The organism is Halopseudomonas sp. L-58 (assembly GCF_056859475.1).
Window position 1 is genome coordinate 135,209 of record NZ_JBSXON010000065.1, and the last position, 16,324, is coordinate 151,532.

Below are 16,324 nucleotides of genomic sequence, written 5' to 3' on the forward strand. Positions count from 1 at the left end.
AGACCACCCAATGCCTACACCCGTACAACCCCGGGCGAGCGCCCTGTTGCCCCTGTTGCTGTTCCTGCTGATCTTCCTCGGCAGCGGCATCTATTACAGCCTCGCAGGGACCGACTTCGCCTTCTATCAGATCAAGGCACCCGTCGCGATTCTGCCTGCCATTATCCTGGGCCTGCTGCTGGCCAAGCCCAGCTACCGCGAGAACCTGCAGACCTTTATCGACGGTATCGGTGATCGCAACATCATCACCATGGCGCTGGTATTCCTGCTGGCCGGCGCGTTTTCCAGTGTCACCAAAGCAATCGGCGGCGTTGATGCAACCGTCAATATGGGCCTGAGCATATTACCGCCCAGCCTGATCCTGCCCGGCCTGTTCATGATTGCCGTGTTCATTTCCACTGCCATGGGCACCTCAATGGGCACCATCGGCGCGCTGGTCCCCATCGCACTTGGTTTTGCCGAGGCCACTGGCCTGTCGATTCCGCTGGCCGTAGGCGCCGTGATTGGTGGCGCCATGGCCGGGGACAACCTGTCGATCATCTCCGACACCACCATCGCAGCTACCCGCACCCAGGGCGTCGGCATGCGCGACAAGTTCCGCCTGAACCTGATTATTGCCCTGCCGGCGATGGCAGTCACTCTGGTGGTGCTGTTTATTGTCGGTGACGCTCAAGGCGCCGCCGCAGCAGAAGACTTCAATCCCTGGCTGGTCGTGCCCTACCTGAGCGTGCTGGTGCTGGCACTCTGCGGTCTGGACGTGATGATCGTGCTGATGACTGGCGTTATTCTCTCCGGTGTGACCGGTATGCTGATCAAGCCCGACTACGCACTGGCCAGCTACGGCAACGACATTTACCAGGGCTTCGCCGGGATGCTGGAAATCACCATTTTGTCGATGCTGATTGGCGGCCTGTCGGCCATCATGAAGCAGGAAGGCGGACTGGACTGGCTGCGCGAGCGCATTCAGGCGCTGACCTCACGCTCTGCGGGCCGTCGCAGTGGAGAAACCGGGATCGCCGGATTGGTCAGTCTGACCAACCTGTTTGTAGCCAACAACACCGTCGCCATCATCATCAGCGGCAGCGTAGCGAAGGATCTGGCCAGCCATTACCAGGTAGATCCGCGCCGCAGCGCCAGTCTGCTGGATATCTTCTCCTGCGTGATTCAGGGTCTGATTCCCTACGGTGCCCAGATACTGCTGGCCGGATCACTGGCCGCGCTGTCACCGATGGTGCTGATCACCCAGGTTCACTACTGCTGGCTGTTGGGTGTAATGGCGGTACTGGCTATTGTCTTCGGACTGCCGCGGCTGAAGACCGCGGCAACCTCGTAGATACCGTCTTCCCGGTCAGTGTGCAAGCGCTCTGATCGGGAAGACGGTATCTACTGCTCCCAGGGTTCCCCGCGGGTGCGGGGTTCGCGGCGCAGCTTTTCATGCATGGCAGCCTTGGCCAGCATATTGGCACTGACCGGCGCAGTCAGGAACAAAAAGAAGGTAATCAACAGTTCATGCAGACTGATGCTGCCGCTCTGGGCACTGAAGTAGACCATGGATCCCAGTACCAGCGCCCCGACACCCAGGGTCGAAGCCTTGGTCGGGCCATGCAGGCGCATGAAGAAATCAGGCAGCTTGAACAGGCCGATGGCGCCGACAAGGGCAAATACGCTGCCGATCAGCAGCAGTGCGGCAACCAGCCATTCAACCCAGCTCGCGTCACTCATGTCCCTCTCCTATTCGATGATATTGCCACGCAGCAAATGCTTGGCGATGGCCACTGTACTGACAAACCCCATGACCGCGATCAGCAGTGCGGCCTCGAAAAACAGGTTGGAGTCCAGATACAGACCCAGCAGCATGATCAACGCGATAGCGTTGATATACAGCGTATCGAGCGCCAGTATCCGGTCCGGCAGATCCGGGCCCTTGATCAGACGGGCAAAGGTCAGCAGCAGCGCTGCGGTGATGATGCCCAGACAGAGCAGAACTACGGTGTCGAGCATTCGAAAATCTCCCGAATGGGTTCTTCATAGCGCTGACGAATGTGGTCAATCAGCGCCTGTTCATCGCCCACATCCAGACCATGAATCAGCAGCGTGCTGCGATCAGGACTGATATCGGCCGATACCGTCCCCGGTGTCAGCGAAATGGTGCTGGCCAGCACACTGATCGAAAAGTCCTGCTGCAACTGCAGCGGATAATGAACGAAGGCTGGCCGCAGTCGACGGCGCGAGCCGAGAATCAGCCTGGCGACCTGCAGGTTCGCCAGCACGATGTCACTGAGCACCCGGCAGGCAAAAATCAGCAAACGACCAAAGCGCAGCCGATGCGGTGACCGCGGCCAGAAGACATGGGTCAACCAGGGAATAAGGGTGGCCAGCACGGCCGCCATGATGACGTTGCCAACCGATACCGAGTTCATCAGCAGCAGCCAGCCTATCAGCAGAGACACACTGAGCCAGGGGTGCGGAAACACGCGATCAGGTCGCTTCATTGGGCGCCTCCGGCAATGGGTTGCAGCGACAATACCGCGTCGATATACAACTGCGGCATGAGCAGTTGCTCTGCGGTCTGCGCCAGGTAAGACAACAGCGGCCCGGCCATCACCACCAACGCGGGGCTTGCAGCGAGCAGCAAGAGCACCGCACCCATGCGCGCGCCATCGACCGGCTCACCTGTGGCGGCCTGATCGGATTGACGCCAGAACAGGGTGCTGCCTGCCCGGCTCAAGGCAACCAGTCCGAGTAGTCCGCTACCCAGCACCAGGGTGTAAAGCCAGGCGGCAGTGACACCCTGCCCTGCCGAGCCGAGCAGCAACAGCTTGCCGAGGAAACCGGACAGCGGCGGCAAGCCAACGATGGACATGGCAATCAGGAAGAACACGCCTCCCAGCAGCATCGGATGCGGTAATTGCGGCCCGGCAATCAGCCGCGCCGAGAAGCGCGGCCCGCGTACTCGCTGGAGGATACCGGTCAGCAGGAACAGCGCGCCGGTAATCCAGGTCGAGTGCATCAGGTAGAACAGAGTCGCCTGCAGCGACTCCGCCGTCCCGATCGCCAGCCCTGCCAGCATGGTGCCGACCGATACCACGACCAGATAGGCCGTCAGCGAACTCAGCGTGCTGGCGGCCAGCGCACCGATAGCACCGAGCAACAGGGTTACCAGAGCCAGCGGCCAAAGCCAGGACAGCGCCATATTGGCCAGCGCCCCGGCATCGGCCCCGAAAATCAGCGTATACACGCGCAGGATCGAGTACAGCCCCACCTTGGTCATGATCGCAAACAGCGCGGCGACCGGTGCACCCGCCGCCGCGTAGGCACGCGGCAACCAGAAGTAGAGCGGAAAGACCGCCGTCTTCAAACCGAACACCACCAGCAGCAGCATACCCGCCGCCCCGACCAGAGGGGCATCTGCCGGATCGAGCTCACGCACCCTGAGCGCCATGTCGGCCATGTTGAGCGTTCCGGTCACGCCGTACAGGGTTCCGACGGCGATCAGAAACAACGCCGAGCCGGTCAGGTTCAGCAGCAGATAATGCAGGCCGGAGCGCACCCTAGCCGACCCCGCGCCATGCAGCAGCAGCGCGTAGGAGGAAATCAGCAGGACCTCGAAGAACACGAACAGGTTGAACAGATCGCCGGTCAGAAAGGCGCCGTTGATGCCCATCAGCTGAAACTGGAACAGCGGATGGAAATTGCGACCGGCGGCATCGTCACCACGCACCGCATAGATAATGGCTGCGGCGGCAAGTATTGCCGTTACCAGCAGCAACAGGGCGCTCAGCCGGTCGACCACCAGCACGATACCGAACGGCGGCATCCAGTTACCGAGGGCGTAGACCCCGATACCCTGTCCGGCCTCGACTACCAGCATCGCCGCCAGCGGAATCTGCAGAAAGGTCGCCAGCAGTGACAGTGCCCGCTTGGTGTCCATGCTCGCGCCGAGCACCAGCAACAGTGCACCGGCAAACATCGGTACCAGTACGGGCAAAATTGGCAGGTGACTCATCAATGGTCCCCCTTGCCGTCAACGTGGTCGCTGTCGAGCTCGCCCTGCGCCCGCAGCGCCAGCACCAGCGCATAGGCCGTCATGGCAAAGCCGATGACGATTGCGGTCAGCACCAGCGCCTGCGGCAAGGGGTCTGCGTACACCTCTGCCTTGCCAAGCACCGCCGGCGCTGCATCACCGAGACGACCGGTGGCAAACAGATACAGGTTCACCGCGTAACTCAGCAGTGCCAGCCCGACCACCACCGGAAAGGTGCGCGCCCGCAACATCAGGTAGACACCGCAACTGGTCAGCACTGCAAGGGTAATGGCATACAGCAGCTCCATCAGAAATCTCCTCCGACTACCCGCGACTGCGGCAATTTGCCAAGGTTTGCCAGAATCAGCAGTGTTGCGCCCACGACCGTCAGATACACACCAAGATCAAACAGCATTGCGGTCGCCAGTTCGATCTCGCCGACCAGCGGAATATGGAAATGACCGAAGCTGCTGGTCAGGAACGGATAGCCAAAGGCCCAGCTCCCTACCCCGGTAGCACCGGCGATCAGCACCCCGGCGCCTGCCAGCCAGTGGTAGTTAACCGGCCAGCGCTGGGCAGTCCAGGCCTCGCCGCTGGCGACGTACTGCAGGATCAGCGCGACCGCGGTAATCAGGCCGGCAATAAAGCCGCCACCCGGCAGGTTGTGTCCGCGCAGGAAGATGTACACCGAGATCATCAGCGCCAGCGGCAACAGGACGTGCGACAAATTAACCAGCATCAGCAGGTCACCACGCTGCGCCCAGGGCTTGCCGAGGCTGTCTGCACCGGGCACCCGCAGACGCAGACCATCGATCAGCGCATAGATGGCGATGGCTGCGATCGCCAGCACGGTGATCTCACCCATGGTATCGAAGCCACGGAAGTCGACCAGAATAACGTTCACCACATTGTGGCCACCGCCACCCGTCACGCTGTTGGCGAGGAAGAAGTCGGCGATGCTGTCGTAGGGACGGGTGAGCATGGCGAAGGCAAGCGCGCCCACCAGAGCGCCACAAAGCAGTGCGATAATCAGGTCACGGCCACGGCGCAGGCCCGAGGACTCACGTGGGGTCCGCGCCGGCAAAAAGAACAGCGCCAGCATCAGCAGGACGATGGTGACCACCTCGACCGAGATCTGGGTCAACGCCAGATCCGGCGCGGCAAAGCGGGCAAATGCCAGCACCACGCCCAGCCCCACCACACTGAGGGTCACCAGCGATACCAGCCGCAGGCGATGCCAGTACGCGGTAGCAACCGCACTCAACATGGTCAGCACGGCCCCGGCTAGGGTTACGCCGTCAACGGGGGTCATGGCAACCGGCCCCCGCAGCGCCGGCAGCTGGATCAGCCAGAAACCGGTCACCACCAGTGCGGCCAGCAACAGGCAGAGGAGGTAGCGTTGCAGCGAGGCATTTTCCAGCAGCAGGGTTATCTGACCCGCGCCCCGCACCAGACGCTGCACCGCCGCCTCAAATACCAGCTTGGCATCCACATCCCGCTGGCGGGCATACCAGTCGAACAGCGGCCGACGCAGTGAATAGACCAGAATTCCCAGCACCATGGCCGCGAAGCTCATAAACAGAGGCAGGTTGAAGCCGTGCCAGATCGCCAGACTGTACTCCGGCAAGGCGTTACCCACCGTCGACTCCGCCGCTACCGCCAGCAGACCCGCCACCGTAAAGCCCGGCGCCAGACCGACCGCCAGACACATCACCACCAGAATTTCGACCGGCACGCGCATATAGCGCGGTGGTTCGTGTGGCGGATACTTGGGCAGATTCACCGGCTTGCCGTTGAAAAACACGTCGTGCACGAAGCGCAGCGAATAGGCCACCGAAAACACCCCGCCCAGGGTCGCACCCAGCGGAATCAGCCAGCTCCAGTTACCGAGCATGTGCTGCTCCAGCGTCTCGGTGAAGAACATCTCCTTGCTGAGAAAGCCGTTGAGCAGCGGCACGCCGGCCATCGCCGAGGCGGCCACCATCGCCAGCACCGCCGTATGCGGCATGAACCGCAGCAGGCCATTGATACGCCGCATGTCACGGGTACCGGTCTCGTGATCGATGATCCCTGCGGCCATGAACAGCGAGGCCTTGAAGGTGGCGTGGTTGATGATATGAAACACCGCTGCGACAGCTGCCAGCCGCGTATCCAGACCAAACAGCAGGGTGATCAGGCCCAGATGACTGATTGTCGAATAGGCCAGCAGCCCCTTGAGGTCATGCTGGAACAACGCAGTACAAGCGCCCACCAGCAGCGTTGCCATACCGGCGCTGCTGACGATGTAGAACCACAGATCGGTGCCAGCGAGTGCCGGATAGAGGCGCGCCAGCAGAAACACCCCTGCCTTGACCATGGTTGCCGAGTGCAGATACGCCGACACCGGCGTTGGCGCCGCCATGGCGTGCGGCAGCCAGAAGTGGAACGGAAACTGTGCCGACTTGGTAAACACCCCGAGCAGCACCAGCACCAGAATCACCGGATAAAGGGCATGCTGACGAATCTGCTCGCCAGCGGCAAACACATCCGTCAGCTCGTAACTCCCGACAATCTGGCCCAGCAGGAGAATACCAGCCAACAGTGCCAGACCACCGGCGCCGGTAACAGCCAGCGCCATCCGCGCGCCCTTGCGCGCATCGGTAGAGTGCGACCAATAGCCGATCAGCAGGAAGGATGACAGGCTGGTCATTTCCCAGAACACCATCAGCAGCAACAGGTTTTCGGACAGCACCACGCCAAGCATGGCCGACATGAACAGCTGCAGATAACAGAAGAAACGGCCCATCGGGTCGTTTTTGGAGAGGTAGTAGCGGGCGTAGAGAATAACCAGCAGGCCGATACCCTGAATCATCAGGGCAAACAGGAAACTCAGGCCATCAAGCCGGAAACTGATATTCAGCCCCAGTTCGCTCAGCCAGGGCCGCGACTGGATCAGAGTTTGCCCGGCGAATACCGCATCGGCATGCCGCCAGAGCAATGCCAGACCGATGACCGGTGCAACCATGGCCATCGTGGCACAAAGAGAACGCCCTTGATTCTTGAACAGCAGTGGAAGCAGGCTGCCAAGCAGCGGGAGGATGACGATCAGCGCCAGGGTCATGCAGGACTTACTCCTTATATGGCCATTGCGGCTCCCGTTCCAGCAATACCGCAACTACGGAATGGGCATGGTCAGGAGGCGCACGTCATTATAGGGGCAAGCTGCCATCGCCGAGCAACGCAAGCAGCTGAATCCGTTACAAAATGCGTAACAACGCTATGGCAGCAGCGCCCTGGCTGCTGCCATTCCGGTTCCATGCGCGTTACTTGACGACCCGGGACTGACCATTCACCGACATGATGCGCACGCGATCACCCGGGGCAAAATTAACCCCTTCAACCACTTCCTGAACGTAGGCACGAGTATAGCCACCATCTTCGTTAACGATAATTTCCACGCCCTGAGTACGGGTAATCCCCTCCTCGGCTGCCGCACCGGCCATGCCGCCAGCCACTGCGCCGACAATAGCGGCAATCGCGCTGCCACGACCGCCACCCACCGAGCTGCCGGCGACACCACCGATGGCCGCCCCTGCGGCTGGGCCAATCACGGTCTTGGTACCTTCAATCTGCACCAGACGCACCGATTCCACTGTCCCCATACGCACGGTCTGCGGCGCCCGCGCATCATCCCGACTGTAAACATCGCCGCTCAGCGAAGATGCACAGCCGCCCAATGCCAGCAGGGCACCGAGCATCAGAGTCACCACATACCGATTTTTCATATCGTCACCTCAATTGGTCCGCCTTGCATCAAGGCCCGTTTCACAAGGGTGCGCGCAGTCTCGCAGAGAGGCAATACCGACCACCGGAGGTGGTAACCGTTGATCGGATTTTGAACAGATCGAGTCGAATTTAATCGCCTCTTGGCATAACATCTGCGGCGCTTATTAATAGACGAGCCCACTCCGGCGCGTCGTTACATTCCTTTTGCGTTTCGTCGTAACCAACAAAAAAGCCAATAGAACCTGGTTGCCCGAATCCGAGACACCGGAGGTTCTGCCATGTTCCCGCTGCAGGCAGCTTGGTTGTATTACCTTGAAAACCCGGCGCTGGTCCTCAACGGCCTGGCCCTGTTCTTCGCCGTCAATGGCAGCTGGCTGTGGATTGCGACCCAACTGCGCAGCAGCCTCGGCCGCCAGCGCCTGGCGACCCTGCCACCCAGCGAAACCGACATCAGCCAGCAACGCGATCAGCGCATCAATCGCCTGTTCTACAGCGTCGGCACCGTCTGCCTCAGCCTGGCCCTGCTCCTCAGTCTGGTCAGCACCCGCGTCTGAACCTGACCTCGATCAGACGCCGGCCGATTCCTCGATCACCCGCAAGCGACTGCGCACCGGGTTCGCGTACTGCAGCAGCCAGAATGGCCGCTGCGCCTCGGGTAACGCCGACAACCGTGCTGCAAAACGCTGTTCCTCGGCCGCCAGCTCGCTGGCTGTGTAGTCCGTACGCCAGTTCGACAGCGCCGTTGGCACCTGTTCGCCTGAGTGCTCAAATGCCAGAAAGTTGCTCGGATAGAGGCGATACTGACCCAGAATCTGCCGATCCACTGCCGCAGCTACCTGTCTGGCATCGTCAAAGGCCTCCGTCAGCGGCTTGCCAAACGCCACATGCACCCGCCCCTTGTAGCCCGTCAGGCCCATGGCAATGGAGCGGTCATCCTCGCCCGGCTCCTTGCTGTAACTGCCAGCATGCGCACGCTGCTCCAGCTCGCGCGCTTTCATGCCGTCACACGGATCCCATTCGTAGGAAATCGATACCGGTACCATGCTCAGCGAGCGAATCACATCCGCAACAGCTTCGGCCTTGCGGCTCATGCAGAACATCTTGATGATCGCCGAATCGGTTTCATCCAGACCGTCCTTCGCTCGCCCCTCCGCCTGAGCAATCCAGATCGACTGCCCCTCGGCAATCGAGTGGCTGATATAGGCAGACAGGGTCTGGTAAGCCTGCAGCTTCTCGCGCCGACCGGTCAGTGAGCGGTGCACGATAAAGCTCTTGTTCAGGCGCATCAGATCGGCAACGAAGGGCCGCTGCAGCAGATTATCTCCAATCGCAATACGTGGCGTCGGGTGCCCCGCGTGGTAAAGCGCATAATTGACAAACGCCGGATCCATCACGATGTCACGATGATTGGCGATAAACAGGTGGGGCTGATCGCTGCGCAGGTTATCCAGGCCACTGTAGGTGACAGCCAGTGTGCTGCTTTCTATCAGGCGATCCAGATAGGGTTCCAGCCTGTGCTGAAGATCATCAACCGATTCGACGCCACGGGCCTCGCGTCCGAGCGCCAGTTGCACCAGCGACCGGGCAACACCCGGTAGCCAGCGATTGAGGCGCGGGAAGCGGTAGCCAGCCAGCATGCGCATCAGTTCCTGATCAGACAGCAGACGCTCCAGCACAGCTGGCACTTCGGCATCGTTGTAGGGGCGAATGCCCTCGAACTCGCTCATGTCACCCTCAGAGTCTTGTCGTCAGCCGGGCATTATGCGTTGCCCACCGTGGTTTCGCCAGATTGACGATGCAGCTACACTGCATGTCACATACAAGACGTACGGGGACTTTACGGTGCAGGCACTGGAAGAAGCGAATCTGGTCTGCCCTCACTGCGGCGAACCCATCACCCTGCTGCTTGACCTGAGCGGTGGAGCCCAATCCTATACCGAGGACTGTCAGGTCTGCTGCCAGCCGATCCACGTCAGCCTATGGATCGACGACGCAGGCGACGACTATCACGTCGACCTGCGCCGCGAACAGGACTGAGCATGCAGCGTATCTACCGTCCCGCCGACATGGCGGAGGCCAGCTTGCTGACCGCCGTACTGGCCGACCATCACATCCGCAGCCACATCAGCGGCGGCTATCTGCAGGGGGCCATTGGCGATCTGCCAGTGCATGACCTGCTTGGCCTGTGGGTTGAAGACGAAGACGTCGATCGCAGTACCGAGCTGATCCATGCCTATCTCCAGGCAAGCCCCATCAACGAAGAAGACAGCGAGCTACCCCAGCCATGAGCGGTCGCCTGGCCCAGTTCAATCAGCCCCATACCACAATGCCCGACGACTGGAAGCCACAGTGGAATATTGCCCCTGGCAAACCGTTGCTGATTCTGCGCAAGACAGCAGGCCAGCTGGAGTGCGCCTCTGTCCTGTGGAACCTGACGCCGGGCTGGCTAAAGGACCTCAGCCGGGCCAGCTTTTCGGCCCGGGCTGAATACCTGCACGAAAAACCCATGTTCCGGCAGGCCTTCGCCCAGCGGCGCTGCATCCTGCCCGTCGACGGCTATTTCCTCTGGCTGCAGCAGGGGCAACGCAAGCAACCCTGGTATCTGCGGCGCAAGGAAGGCGGGCTGGCACTGGCGGGTATCTGGGAACGCTACCAGCTGGATGACGGTCAGTACTGGGACAGTTGCGCGCTGATCACCGTACCTGCCAAAGGCCTGGCAAACCGGCTTGGCGACCGTATGCCGGCAGCCCTGAACAGCGCGGAGCAAGCCATATGGCTGGCCGAGAGCACGGCGGTGACGGCCCTGCAGCCATTGTTGCTGAATGCCGACAGCCGTATCGAGATGGCCTACCCTGTCAGCACAGCAGTCAGCAACCCGGCTACCCAGGGGCCGCATTGCTGCAGCCCCGCAGGTCCGGCTCAAACCTTGAACTGATTGATCAGACGGCGCTGATGCTCTGCCAGCTTGGTCAGTGACGCACTGGCCTGGGAGGCCTCATCGGCACCCTTGGCCACATCCTTGGCGACCGTGTCGATGGTCATGACGTTGCGATTGATATCCTCGGCAACCGCACTCTGCTCCTCGGCGGCACTCGCGATCTGATTGTTCATATCATTGATCACTGATACTGCCTGGGTAATCGAGGTCAAGGCTGCATCCGCCTCTTCCGCCTGCAGTACGCTCTGATCGGTGCGGGCACGGCTTTGCTCCATCACCTTGACGGTCTCGCGGGTTCCATTCTGCAGCTGCTCGATCATATGCTGAATTTCTTCGGTCGAGCTCTGGGTTTTCTGCGCCAGGTTACGAACCTCATCGGCAACCACCGCAAAGCCGCGACCCTGCTCACCGGCGCGAGCCGCTTCGATGGCCGCATTCAGCGCCAGCAGGTTGGTTTGTTCTGCAATACCGCGAATGGTGTCCAGAATACCGGTGATATTTTCGCTGTCGCGTGCCAGTGCCTGCACGCTGTCGACCGCACGCTGAATATCCTGCGAGAGGTTCTGAATGGTTTCGGACGTTGCCCGCACCACCTCACGTCCGTGCGAAGCGGAACCGTCGGCATTTTGAGCCGCGCTGGCCGCCTGCGAGGCGTTACGTGCAACATCTTGTGCGGTCGCAGTCATTTCTGTCACGGCCGTCGCGACCAGATCAATCTCGCTGAGTTGACGCTGTACCCCGTCATTGGTCCGCAGCGCGATGTCGGCGGTGTGTTCCGAGGCATCGGTGACCTGCTGAACCGAACCGACAACCTCACGAATCATGCCCTGCAGCTTGTCGAGAAACGCATTGAAGCCCCGGGCGATATCACCCAGCTCATCCGCCCGCTCCACATTGAGACGCTTGGTCAGATCGCCTTCGCCCTTGGCAATATCGTCCAGCATGGCTACCAGCTGGCGCGCGGGCTTGGCCAGACCGTAAGCCAGCAACACCATCACACCGAGACCCGCCAGCGCAACCAGCAGACCGATGCCGGTCAAAAGCATGGAGTCCTGTTGGCGCATGTCAGTCAGCTCGGTATCGAGCTGATTGAAGTCCTGCATGACCACCGCAAGCGGTAACTTGATAAGCAGCGACCAACGCACATCTGTGCCCGGCAGCGTGACCGGCATGATCAACTGCAGATGATCCACACCTTCACTCTCGATCTGAAAAAGCGGCTCGTTGGACCTGCCCACAGCGGCAATGGCGTCCATTTCCATTTGATCAAGCACCAAAGAGGCATGATCGCCCGGCTTGGCACCCTCGCCCGTGAACGCAACCAGCCGCCCGGAAGCACTCACCAGAGCCTGCTCGCCCTGGCCGTCGTAGAGATCCTGATTGCTCTCATGCAGCATCTGCTGCAGAAACTCCATCGACAGATCGGCACCGGCGATACCCATGAACTCACCGTCGCTGACGATCGGCACAGTAAAGGAGGCAAGCAACACTGTCTTGCCGCCAACCTCATAAGGGGCTGGGTCGATCACACAGGGCTTCAGCGTCTCACGGGGGCAGAGGTAATACTCACCGGCACGCACGCCATTTTCGAGGATGGTTTCATTCTCCATATCGCCGAGTGCTTCCAGCGACAGAGTGCCGTTTTCGTTACGGAACCACATGGGCATGTAGCGCCCTGTGCCGTTGTAGCCGTCGGTTTCAACTCCCTCAAAAAAGCTGTCCAGGTTATCCAGCGAGTTTGGCTCCCAGCCGACGTAGGCATCCCACAGCTGCGGGCTTTGCTCCAGCGTCATGCGGATTACGCGGGTCATTTCCTCGCGCCCCATCATCAACGCCGGCATCCCGTCATCCTGAATCTGTCCCAACATCGAGTTGAGCTGCGCCAATTGCGTGGCTACCGTCAGCGGATACTCCAGATAGCGACGAATACGCGCCTGTTCACCACCCGCTATCGCCATCACGCGGTCCCTGACCAGATCATCGATCAACACCCGCGACCGTTCCTGCACCAACGCCTGACTGCGTTCGGCGGAATAAACCGAGTAAAGCGTCATGACGCCAACAGCGATAAACAGACAGGCACCTGCCAGCACAGTAATGGAAAGCTGAATTGACCTGAATTTCATGAAATACCTCGACGCGGGAACGACAGAGCGGCGCAGGACACCGGTTCATCCGTAATATCGGCCACAGCATAAAAATCTGCAGCCCGTTGCATACAATTGTCCAAATACCGGTCCAATAACGTAATCTTTCACCGTTGAATGCCCGCGGGGCTGTTCCCCAGAGGCCTGCAATAATATTTTACGCCTGATGAGAGAATAGAGCATGAAGAGATCACGGGTACTGCTGCTGTCTGTCCTGTTCAGTCTTGCCGGCCTGAGCGCCTGCAACACGATGGAAGGGCTGGGCAAGGACATTCAGAAGGTCGGCGACAGCATCGAAGACGCTGCCAACCGATAACGCGGGGCCGGTGCTTCCAGGCGGAGCATCGGCCGAATTTCAACTTCGTTTTGCAAGGAAGAGCCCAATGCGACTGCGATTCACCCTTCTCCTGCCTGTTGTGCTGCTGGTTGGCTGTCAGAGCGTGCAGACCACTCAAGGCGGTAACGTCGGCGTCAACCGCACCCAGTATATGATGAGCGGCCTGTCCAGCGAGCAGGTCAACCAGATGGCTGCCGAGTCGTACAACGAGACCCTGGCTGAAGCCAAAAAGCAGGGGCTGCTGAATACCAGCGCTGCCACCGTGCGCAGACTCAATGGTATCGCTGCCAAGCTGATCGCACAGGTCCCGCACTTCCGCCCCGATGCCAGCAGCTGGGACTGGGAAGTCAACCTGATCAAGGATGACCAGCTCAATGCCAGTTGCTCACCCGGCGGCAAGATTCTGTTCTACTCGGGAATTATCGATCGCCTTCAACTGACCGATGCCGAAATAGCCCAGATCATGGGGCACGAGATTGCCCACGCCCTGCGCGAGCATGGCCGCGAGGCTATTTCTCGAGCCTATGCCACCCAGATGGGCACCCAACTGGCCAGCGCCCTGCTGGGCCTGGGCGAAGGCGGAAGTCAGGCTGCTCAGATGGCGGTGCAATATGGCCTGACGCTGCCGAACAGTCGAGCCAACGAGAGCGAAGCCGATCTGATTGGCCTGGAGCTGGCCGCACGCGCCGGCTACGATCCGCAGGCCGCCGTGACTCTGTGGCAAAAAATGCAGGCCGCATCGCAGGGCGAGCCACCGGCATTCATGAGCACCCACCCCTCTTCCTCCGGCCGTATTGAGACACTGCGCTCTGCTGCTCCCCGCGTTCAGGGCCTGTACGAAGCTGCCAAGTAAGCAGATTCCGGCCGGCGAGCTTGCCCCGCCGGTCGGAATGCAGCGAATACGCTGGTCAATCCGTGCAAAACCGGTACAATTGCGCGCCGTTCGACCCCGAACGACATGGGTTCCCTCACCCCATCTGACAAAACGGCGAGTCAGCAGACTCGAATCGTAAAAAAGGACAGACCATGACCGTACTTACCTCCGGCATGCAGCGCCGCGCGCTCGCACTGCTGATCAGTTTTCACATTGCCATCATCATCGCCAGCAATTACCTGGTGCAGTTGCCGATCACCCTGTTCGGTTACCACACCACCTGGGGCGCCTTCAGCTTTCCGTTCATTTTCCTGGCTACCGATCTGACCGTTCGCCTGCTCGGCAAACAGGCTGCGCGCCGCGTTATTGCGCGCGTCATGCTGCCGGCGCTGGTTGCGTCCTATGTAGTGTCGGTGGTGTTTCAGGAAGGCAGCTACCGCGGCATCGACGCACTGCTGTCGTTCAATGACTTCGTGCTGCGCATTTCGCTGGCCAGTTTCGTTGCCTACGTGATCGGCCAGTTGCTGGACATCCAGGTATTCGACCGGCTGCGCCGTATCAAGGCCTGGTGGATCGCACCAAGCCTGTCGACCGTGCTGGGCAACCTGGCAGACACCTTCGCCTTCTTCTCGGTCGCCTTCTGGCACAGCAGCAATCCGTTCATGGCCGAGCACTGGGTCGAGATCGCTACCGTCGACTATGCCATCAAACTGCTCATCAGCATGCTGCTGTTCCTGCCGCTTTACGGCGTGCTGCTGCGCACCCTGATGAACCGCCTCGGCGGCCCGGCGACCTCAGCCGCCTGAGCGGTATCAGGACAACAGCCCTGATACACCCAGCAAGAGCCCTGCTGCAGCACCAAGCAGCAGGGTCTGCAGCACCGTCCAGCCCCTCCCAAACAGCAGACCGGCCGCGATCAGCCCGATGCCCAGTGCCAGCCAGTCCGGCCCGGCAGTCTCGGCAGGCATGACAACGTGCCAGCCGAAAAATAGCGCCAGATTGACGATAACGCCCACAACAGCAGCACTTACGCCAGTCAGGGCGGCAGTCAGACGCAGTTCGCCACGGGTAGCTTCGATCAGCGGCGCACCGCCCAGCACAAACAGAAACGACGGCAGAAAGGTGAACCAGCAGACCAGCAGCGCCGCCAGCATGCCAGCAGCCAGCGCCTGATCAGCACCTAAAAATGCGCCCTGATAGCCACCAAGAAACGCGACAAACACCACCACCATGATCAAAGGCCCCGGGGTGCTTTCGCCCAGCGCCAGCCCGTCGATCATCTGCAGCGGCGAGAGCCAGCCGTATTGCAGTACAGCACCCTGATAAACATAGGGCAGCACAGCATAGGCCCCCCCGAAGGTCAGCAAGGCTGCCTTGGTAAAGAACCAGGCCATCTGGGTCAACGGCCCATGCCAGCCTTGCCATAACGTCAGCAGCCCCATCGGCAAGACCCAAAGCGCAGCTCCGATCAGCAGCAGCTTCGCCAAACGCCATGAGCTGAAGCGGGCATGTTCGGGTATCGGGCTGTGATCATTCAACAGCGCATCCCCGCCGCCATCAGACGGCGCGTGAGCGGCCGTAGAAGGCGAAAAGGCCGACGGCAGCAATCGCCCGCCAACGGTGCCAGCCAACGCTGCCGCCAGCACGATCAGAGGAAAAGGTAGCTGCAAGGCGAATATCGCTGCGAAAGCGGCCAGCGCAATTGCCCAGAGCCAGCGGTTATGCAACACCCGACCGCCGATCCGCCAGGCCGCCTGAACAACCACGACGACCACCACCGGCTTGATCGCGTAGAACACCCCTGCAATCAGCGGCACGTCGCCGTAAACCAGATACACCCAGGCCAGCAAGATCAGCAAACCCAGCGATGGCAGAATAAACAGCAGCCCAGCCACCACCCCACCCCAACTGCGATGCAGCAACCAGCCCAGATAGGTCGCCAACTGCTGCGCCTCCGGCCCGGGCAGCAGCATGCAGTAGTTCAGGGCGTGCAAAAAACGCCGCTCGGATAACCAGCGACGCCGGGAAACCAGCTCGTCATGCATCAATGCGATCTGCCCGGCAGGGCCACCGAAACTGATAAACCCCAGCTTCAGCCAAAAGCGAAATGCCTCTCGGCGACTCAGATCAGACGGGCCCGGAGGCAGGGTTTCAGATGAGGGGGCAGTTGCCATGACATACCTTCTGTAAGGACATCCGTAAGCCTCATGATGACAGGAGAATATTTCACCCTTGCTGC

Annotated in this window: 18 protein-coding genes; 8 read left to right on the forward strand and 10 right to left on the reverse strand. The window is 60.6% G+C overall.

The window, feature by feature from the left end; translation table 11 throughout:
* The first annotated feature begins 10 nt into the window (after positions 1 to 10).
* A complete protein-coding gene (locus AC13EY_RS11270) occupies positions 11 to 1,333 on the forward strand; it encodes a Na+/H+ antiporter NhaC family protein (protein ID WP_233048281.1) in 1,323 nt (440 codons plus the stop codon).
* Between the two features lie 50 nt (positions 1,334 to 1,383).
* Here AC13EY_RS11270 and AC13EY_RS11275 read toward each other — a convergent pair whose 3' ends face one another.
* The 7 genes from AC13EY_RS11275 to AC13EY_RS11305 form a co-directional block, all read right to left on the reverse strand.
* The gene (locus AC13EY_RS11275) at positions 1,384 to 1,722 is read right to left on the reverse strand and encodes a Na+/H+ antiporter subunit G (RefSeq protein WP_088273537.1); all 339 of its coding nucleotides are present in this window, start codon (positions 1,720 to 1,722) and stop codon (positions 1,384 to 1,386) included.
* A gap of 9 nt (positions 1,723 to 1,731) precedes the next feature.
* The gene (locus AC13EY_RS11280) at positions 1,732 to 2,001 is read right to left on the reverse strand and encodes a K+/H+ antiporter subunit F (protein WP_233048283.1); all 270 of its coding nucleotides are present in this window, start codon (positions 1,999 to 2,001) and stop codon (positions 1,732 to 1,734) included.
* Positions 1,986 to 2,492 carry a Na+/H+ antiporter subunit E gene (locus AC13EY_RS11285; RefSeq protein ID WP_285676398.1) on the reverse strand — a complete coding sequence of 169 codons (507 nt, stop codon included), beginning with the start codon at positions 2,490 to 2,492 and terminating at the stop codon, positions 1,986 to 1,988. The genes AC13EY_RS11280 and AC13EY_RS11285 overlap by 16 nt, the downstream gene beginning before the upstream one ends.
* Positions 2,489 to 4,006, reverse strand: a complete 1,518-nt coding sequence (locus tag AC13EY_RS11290) for a monovalent cation/H+ antiporter subunit D (protein WP_233048285.1) — start codon at positions 4,004 to 4,006, stop codon at positions 2,489 to 2,491. Before AC13EY_RS11290 ends, AC13EY_RS11285 begins: the two co-directional genes overlap by 4 nt.
* Positions 4,006 to 4,332: a Na+/H+ antiporter subunit C gene (locus tag AC13EY_RS11295; protein ID WP_228245333.1), complete on the reverse strand. Its 327-nt coding sequence runs from the start codon at positions 4,330 to 4,332 to the stop codon at positions 4,006 to 4,008. The genes AC13EY_RS11290 and AC13EY_RS11295 overlap by 1 nt, the downstream gene beginning before the upstream one ends.
* Positions 4,332 to 7,124, reverse strand: a complete 2,793-nt coding sequence (locus tag AC13EY_RS11300) for a monovalent cation/H+ antiporter subunit A (RefSeq protein ID WP_335600547.1) — start codon at positions 7,122 to 7,124, stop codon at positions 4,332 to 4,334. The genes AC13EY_RS11295 and AC13EY_RS11300 overlap by 1 nt, the downstream gene beginning before the upstream one ends.
* Before the next feature lie 202 nt (positions 7,125 to 7,326).
* Positions 7,327 to 7,788 (reverse strand): glycine zipper domain-containing protein, encoded by a 462-nt coding sequence (locus AC13EY_RS11305; RefSeq protein WP_228245329.1) that lies wholly within the window; start codon positions 7,786 to 7,788, stop codon positions 7,327 to 7,329.
* A gap of 279 nt (positions 7,789 to 8,067) precedes the next feature.
* Between AC13EY_RS11305 and AC13EY_RS11310 the strand changes: the two genes are divergently transcribed.
* Positions 8,068 to 8,343 (forward strand): hypothetical protein, encoded by a 276-nt coding sequence (locus tag AC13EY_RS11310; RefSeq protein WP_233048287.1) that lies wholly within the window; start codon positions 8,068 to 8,070, stop codon positions 8,341 to 8,343.
* A 12-nt stretch (positions 8,344 to 8,355) separates the two neighbouring features.
* On the opposite strand, the gene AC13EY_RS11315 is transcribed toward AC13EY_RS11310, so the two are convergent.
* A complete protein-coding gene (locus AC13EY_RS11315; protein ID WP_285676401.1) occupies positions 8,356 to 9,516 on the reverse strand; it encodes a 1-acyl-sn-glycerol-3-phosphate acyltransferase in 1,161 nt (386 codons plus the stop codon).
* A 115-nt stretch (positions 9,517 to 9,631) separates the two neighbouring features.
* Between AC13EY_RS11315 and AC13EY_RS11320 the strand changes: the two genes are divergently transcribed.
* The 3 genes from AC13EY_RS11320 to AC13EY_RS11330 are packed head-to-tail and all read left to right on the forward strand — an operon-like array spanning position 9,632 to position 10,724.
* Positions 9,632 to 9,826 carry a CPXCG motif-containing cysteine-rich protein gene (locus AC13EY_RS11320; protein ID WP_200818393.1) on the forward strand — a complete coding sequence of 65 codons (195 nt, stop codon included), beginning with the start codon at positions 9,632 to 9,634 and terminating at the stop codon, positions 9,824 to 9,826.
* A 2-nt stretch (positions 9,827 to 9,828) separates the two neighbouring features.
* Positions 9,829 to 10,077, forward strand: coding sequence for a putative signal transducing protein (locus AC13EY_RS11325; protein ID WP_228245321.1), 249 nt, complete (start codon positions 9,829 to 9,831; stop codon positions 10,075 to 10,077).
* Entirely contained in the window at positions 10,074 to 10,724 is a 651-nt protein-coding gene (locus AC13EY_RS11330; RefSeq protein ID WP_233048289.1) for an SOS response-associated peptidase, read from the forward strand. The genes AC13EY_RS11325 and AC13EY_RS11330 overlap by 4 nt, the downstream gene beginning before the upstream one ends.
* On the opposite strand, the gene AC13EY_RS11335 is transcribed toward AC13EY_RS11330, so the two are convergent.
* Positions 10,709 to 12,853, reverse strand: coding sequence for a methyl-accepting chemotaxis protein (locus AC13EY_RS11335; protein WP_335600548.1), 2,145 nt, complete (start codon positions 12,851 to 12,853; stop codon positions 10,709 to 10,711). The genes AC13EY_RS11330 and AC13EY_RS11335 overlap by 16 nt on opposite strands.
* Before the next feature lie 202 nt (positions 12,854 to 13,055).
* Between AC13EY_RS11335 and AC13EY_RS11340 the strand changes: the two genes are divergently transcribed.
* The 3 genes from AC13EY_RS11340 (at position 13,056) to AC13EY_RS11350 (ending at position 14,891) form a co-directional block, all read left to right on the forward strand.
* Entirely contained in the window at positions 13,056 to 13,190 is a 135-nt protein-coding gene (locus tag AC13EY_RS11340; protein ID WP_088273524.1) for an entericidin A/B family lipoprotein, read from the forward strand.
* A gap of 67 nt (positions 13,191 to 13,257) precedes the next feature.
* The gene (locus AC13EY_RS11345; protein ID WP_228245315.1) at positions 13,258 to 14,064 is read left to right on the forward strand and encodes a M48 family metallopeptidase; all 807 of its coding nucleotides are present in this window, start codon (positions 13,258 to 13,260) and stop codon (positions 14,062 to 14,064) included.
* Between the two features lie 173 nt (positions 14,065 to 14,237).
* Positions 14,238 to 14,891 (forward strand): 7-cyano-7-deazaguanine/7-aminomethyl-7-deazaguanine transporter, encoded by a 654-nt coding sequence (locus tag AC13EY_RS11350; protein WP_228245313.1) that lies wholly within the window; start codon positions 14,238 to 14,240, stop codon positions 14,889 to 14,891.
* A 6-nt stretch (positions 14,892 to 14,897) separates the two neighbouring features.
* On the opposite strand, the gene chrA is transcribed toward AC13EY_RS11350, so the two are convergent.
* Positions 14,898 to 16,259 carry a chromate efflux transporter gene (gene chrA / locus AC13EY_RS11355; protein ID WP_335600549.1) on the reverse strand — a complete coding sequence of 454 codons (1,362 nt, stop codon included), beginning with the start codon at positions 16,257 to 16,259 and terminating at the stop codon, positions 14,898 to 14,900.
* Between the last annotated feature and the right edge of the window lie 65 nt (positions 16,260 to 16,324).

Coding starts and splice junctions, on each gene's coding strand:
- AC13EY_RS11270 (WP_233048281.1), top strand. CDS start 11: ATGCCTACACCCGTACAACCCCGGGCGAGCGCCCTGTTGCCCCTGTTG.
- AC13EY_RS11275 (WP_088273537.1), bottom strand. CDS start 1,722: ATGAGTGACGCGAGCTGGGTTGAATGGCTGGTTGCCGCACTGCTGCTG.
- AC13EY_RS11280 (WP_233048283.1), bottom strand. CDS start 2,001: ATGCTCGACACCGTAGTTCTGCTCTGTCTGGGCATCATCACCGCAGCG.
- AC13EY_RS11285 (WP_285676398.1), bottom strand. CDS start 2,492: ATGAAGCGACCTGATCGCGTGTTTCCGCACCCCTGGCTCAGTGTGTCT.
- AC13EY_RS11290 (WP_233048285.1), bottom strand. CDS start 4,006: ATGAGTCACCTGCCAATTTTGCCCGTACTGGTACCGATGTTTGCCGGT.
- AC13EY_RS11295 (WP_228245333.1), bottom strand. CDS start 4,332: ATGGAGCTGCTGTATGCCATTACCCTTGCAGTGCTGACCAGTTGCGGT.
- AC13EY_RS11300 (WP_335600547.1), bottom strand. CDS start 7,124: ATGACCCTGGCGCTGATCGTCATCCTCCCGCTGCTTGGCAGCCTGCTT.
- AC13EY_RS11305 (WP_228245329.1), bottom strand. CDS start 7,788: ATGAAAAATCGGTATGTGGTGACTCTGATGCTCGGTGCCCTGCTGGCA.
- AC13EY_RS11310 (WP_233048287.1), top strand. CDS start 8,068: ATGTTCCCGCTGCAGGCAGCTTGGTTGTATTACCTTGAAAACCCGGCG.
- AC13EY_RS11315 (WP_285676401.1), bottom strand. CDS start 9,516: ATGAGCGAGTTCGAGGGCATTCGCCCCTACAACGATGCCGAAGTGCCA.
- AC13EY_RS11325 (WP_228245321.1), top strand. CDS start 9,829: ATGCAGCGTATCTACCGTCCCGCCGACATGGCGGAGGCCAGCTTGCTG.
- AC13EY_RS11330 (WP_233048289.1), top strand. CDS start 10,074: ATGAGCGGTCGCCTGGCCCAGTTCAATCAGCCCCATACCACAATGCCC.
- AC13EY_RS11335 (WP_335600548.1), bottom strand. CDS start 12,853: ATGAAATTCAGGTCAATTCAGCTTTCCATTACTGTGCTGGCAGGTGCC.
- AC13EY_RS11340 (WP_088273524.1), top strand. CDS start 13,056: ATGAAGAGATCACGGGTACTGCTGCTGTCTGTCCTGTTCAGTCTTGCC.
- AC13EY_RS11345 (WP_228245315.1), top strand. CDS start 13,258: ATGCGACTGCGATTCACCCTTCTCCTGCCTGTTGTGCTGCTGGTTGGC.
- AC13EY_RS11350 (WP_228245313.1), top strand. CDS start 14,238: ATGACCGTACTTACCTCCGGCATGCAGCGCCGCGCGCTCGCACTGCTG.
- chrA (WP_335600549.1), bottom strand. CDS start 16,259: ATGGCAACTGCCCCCTCATCTGAAACCCTGCCTCCGGGCCCGTCTGAT.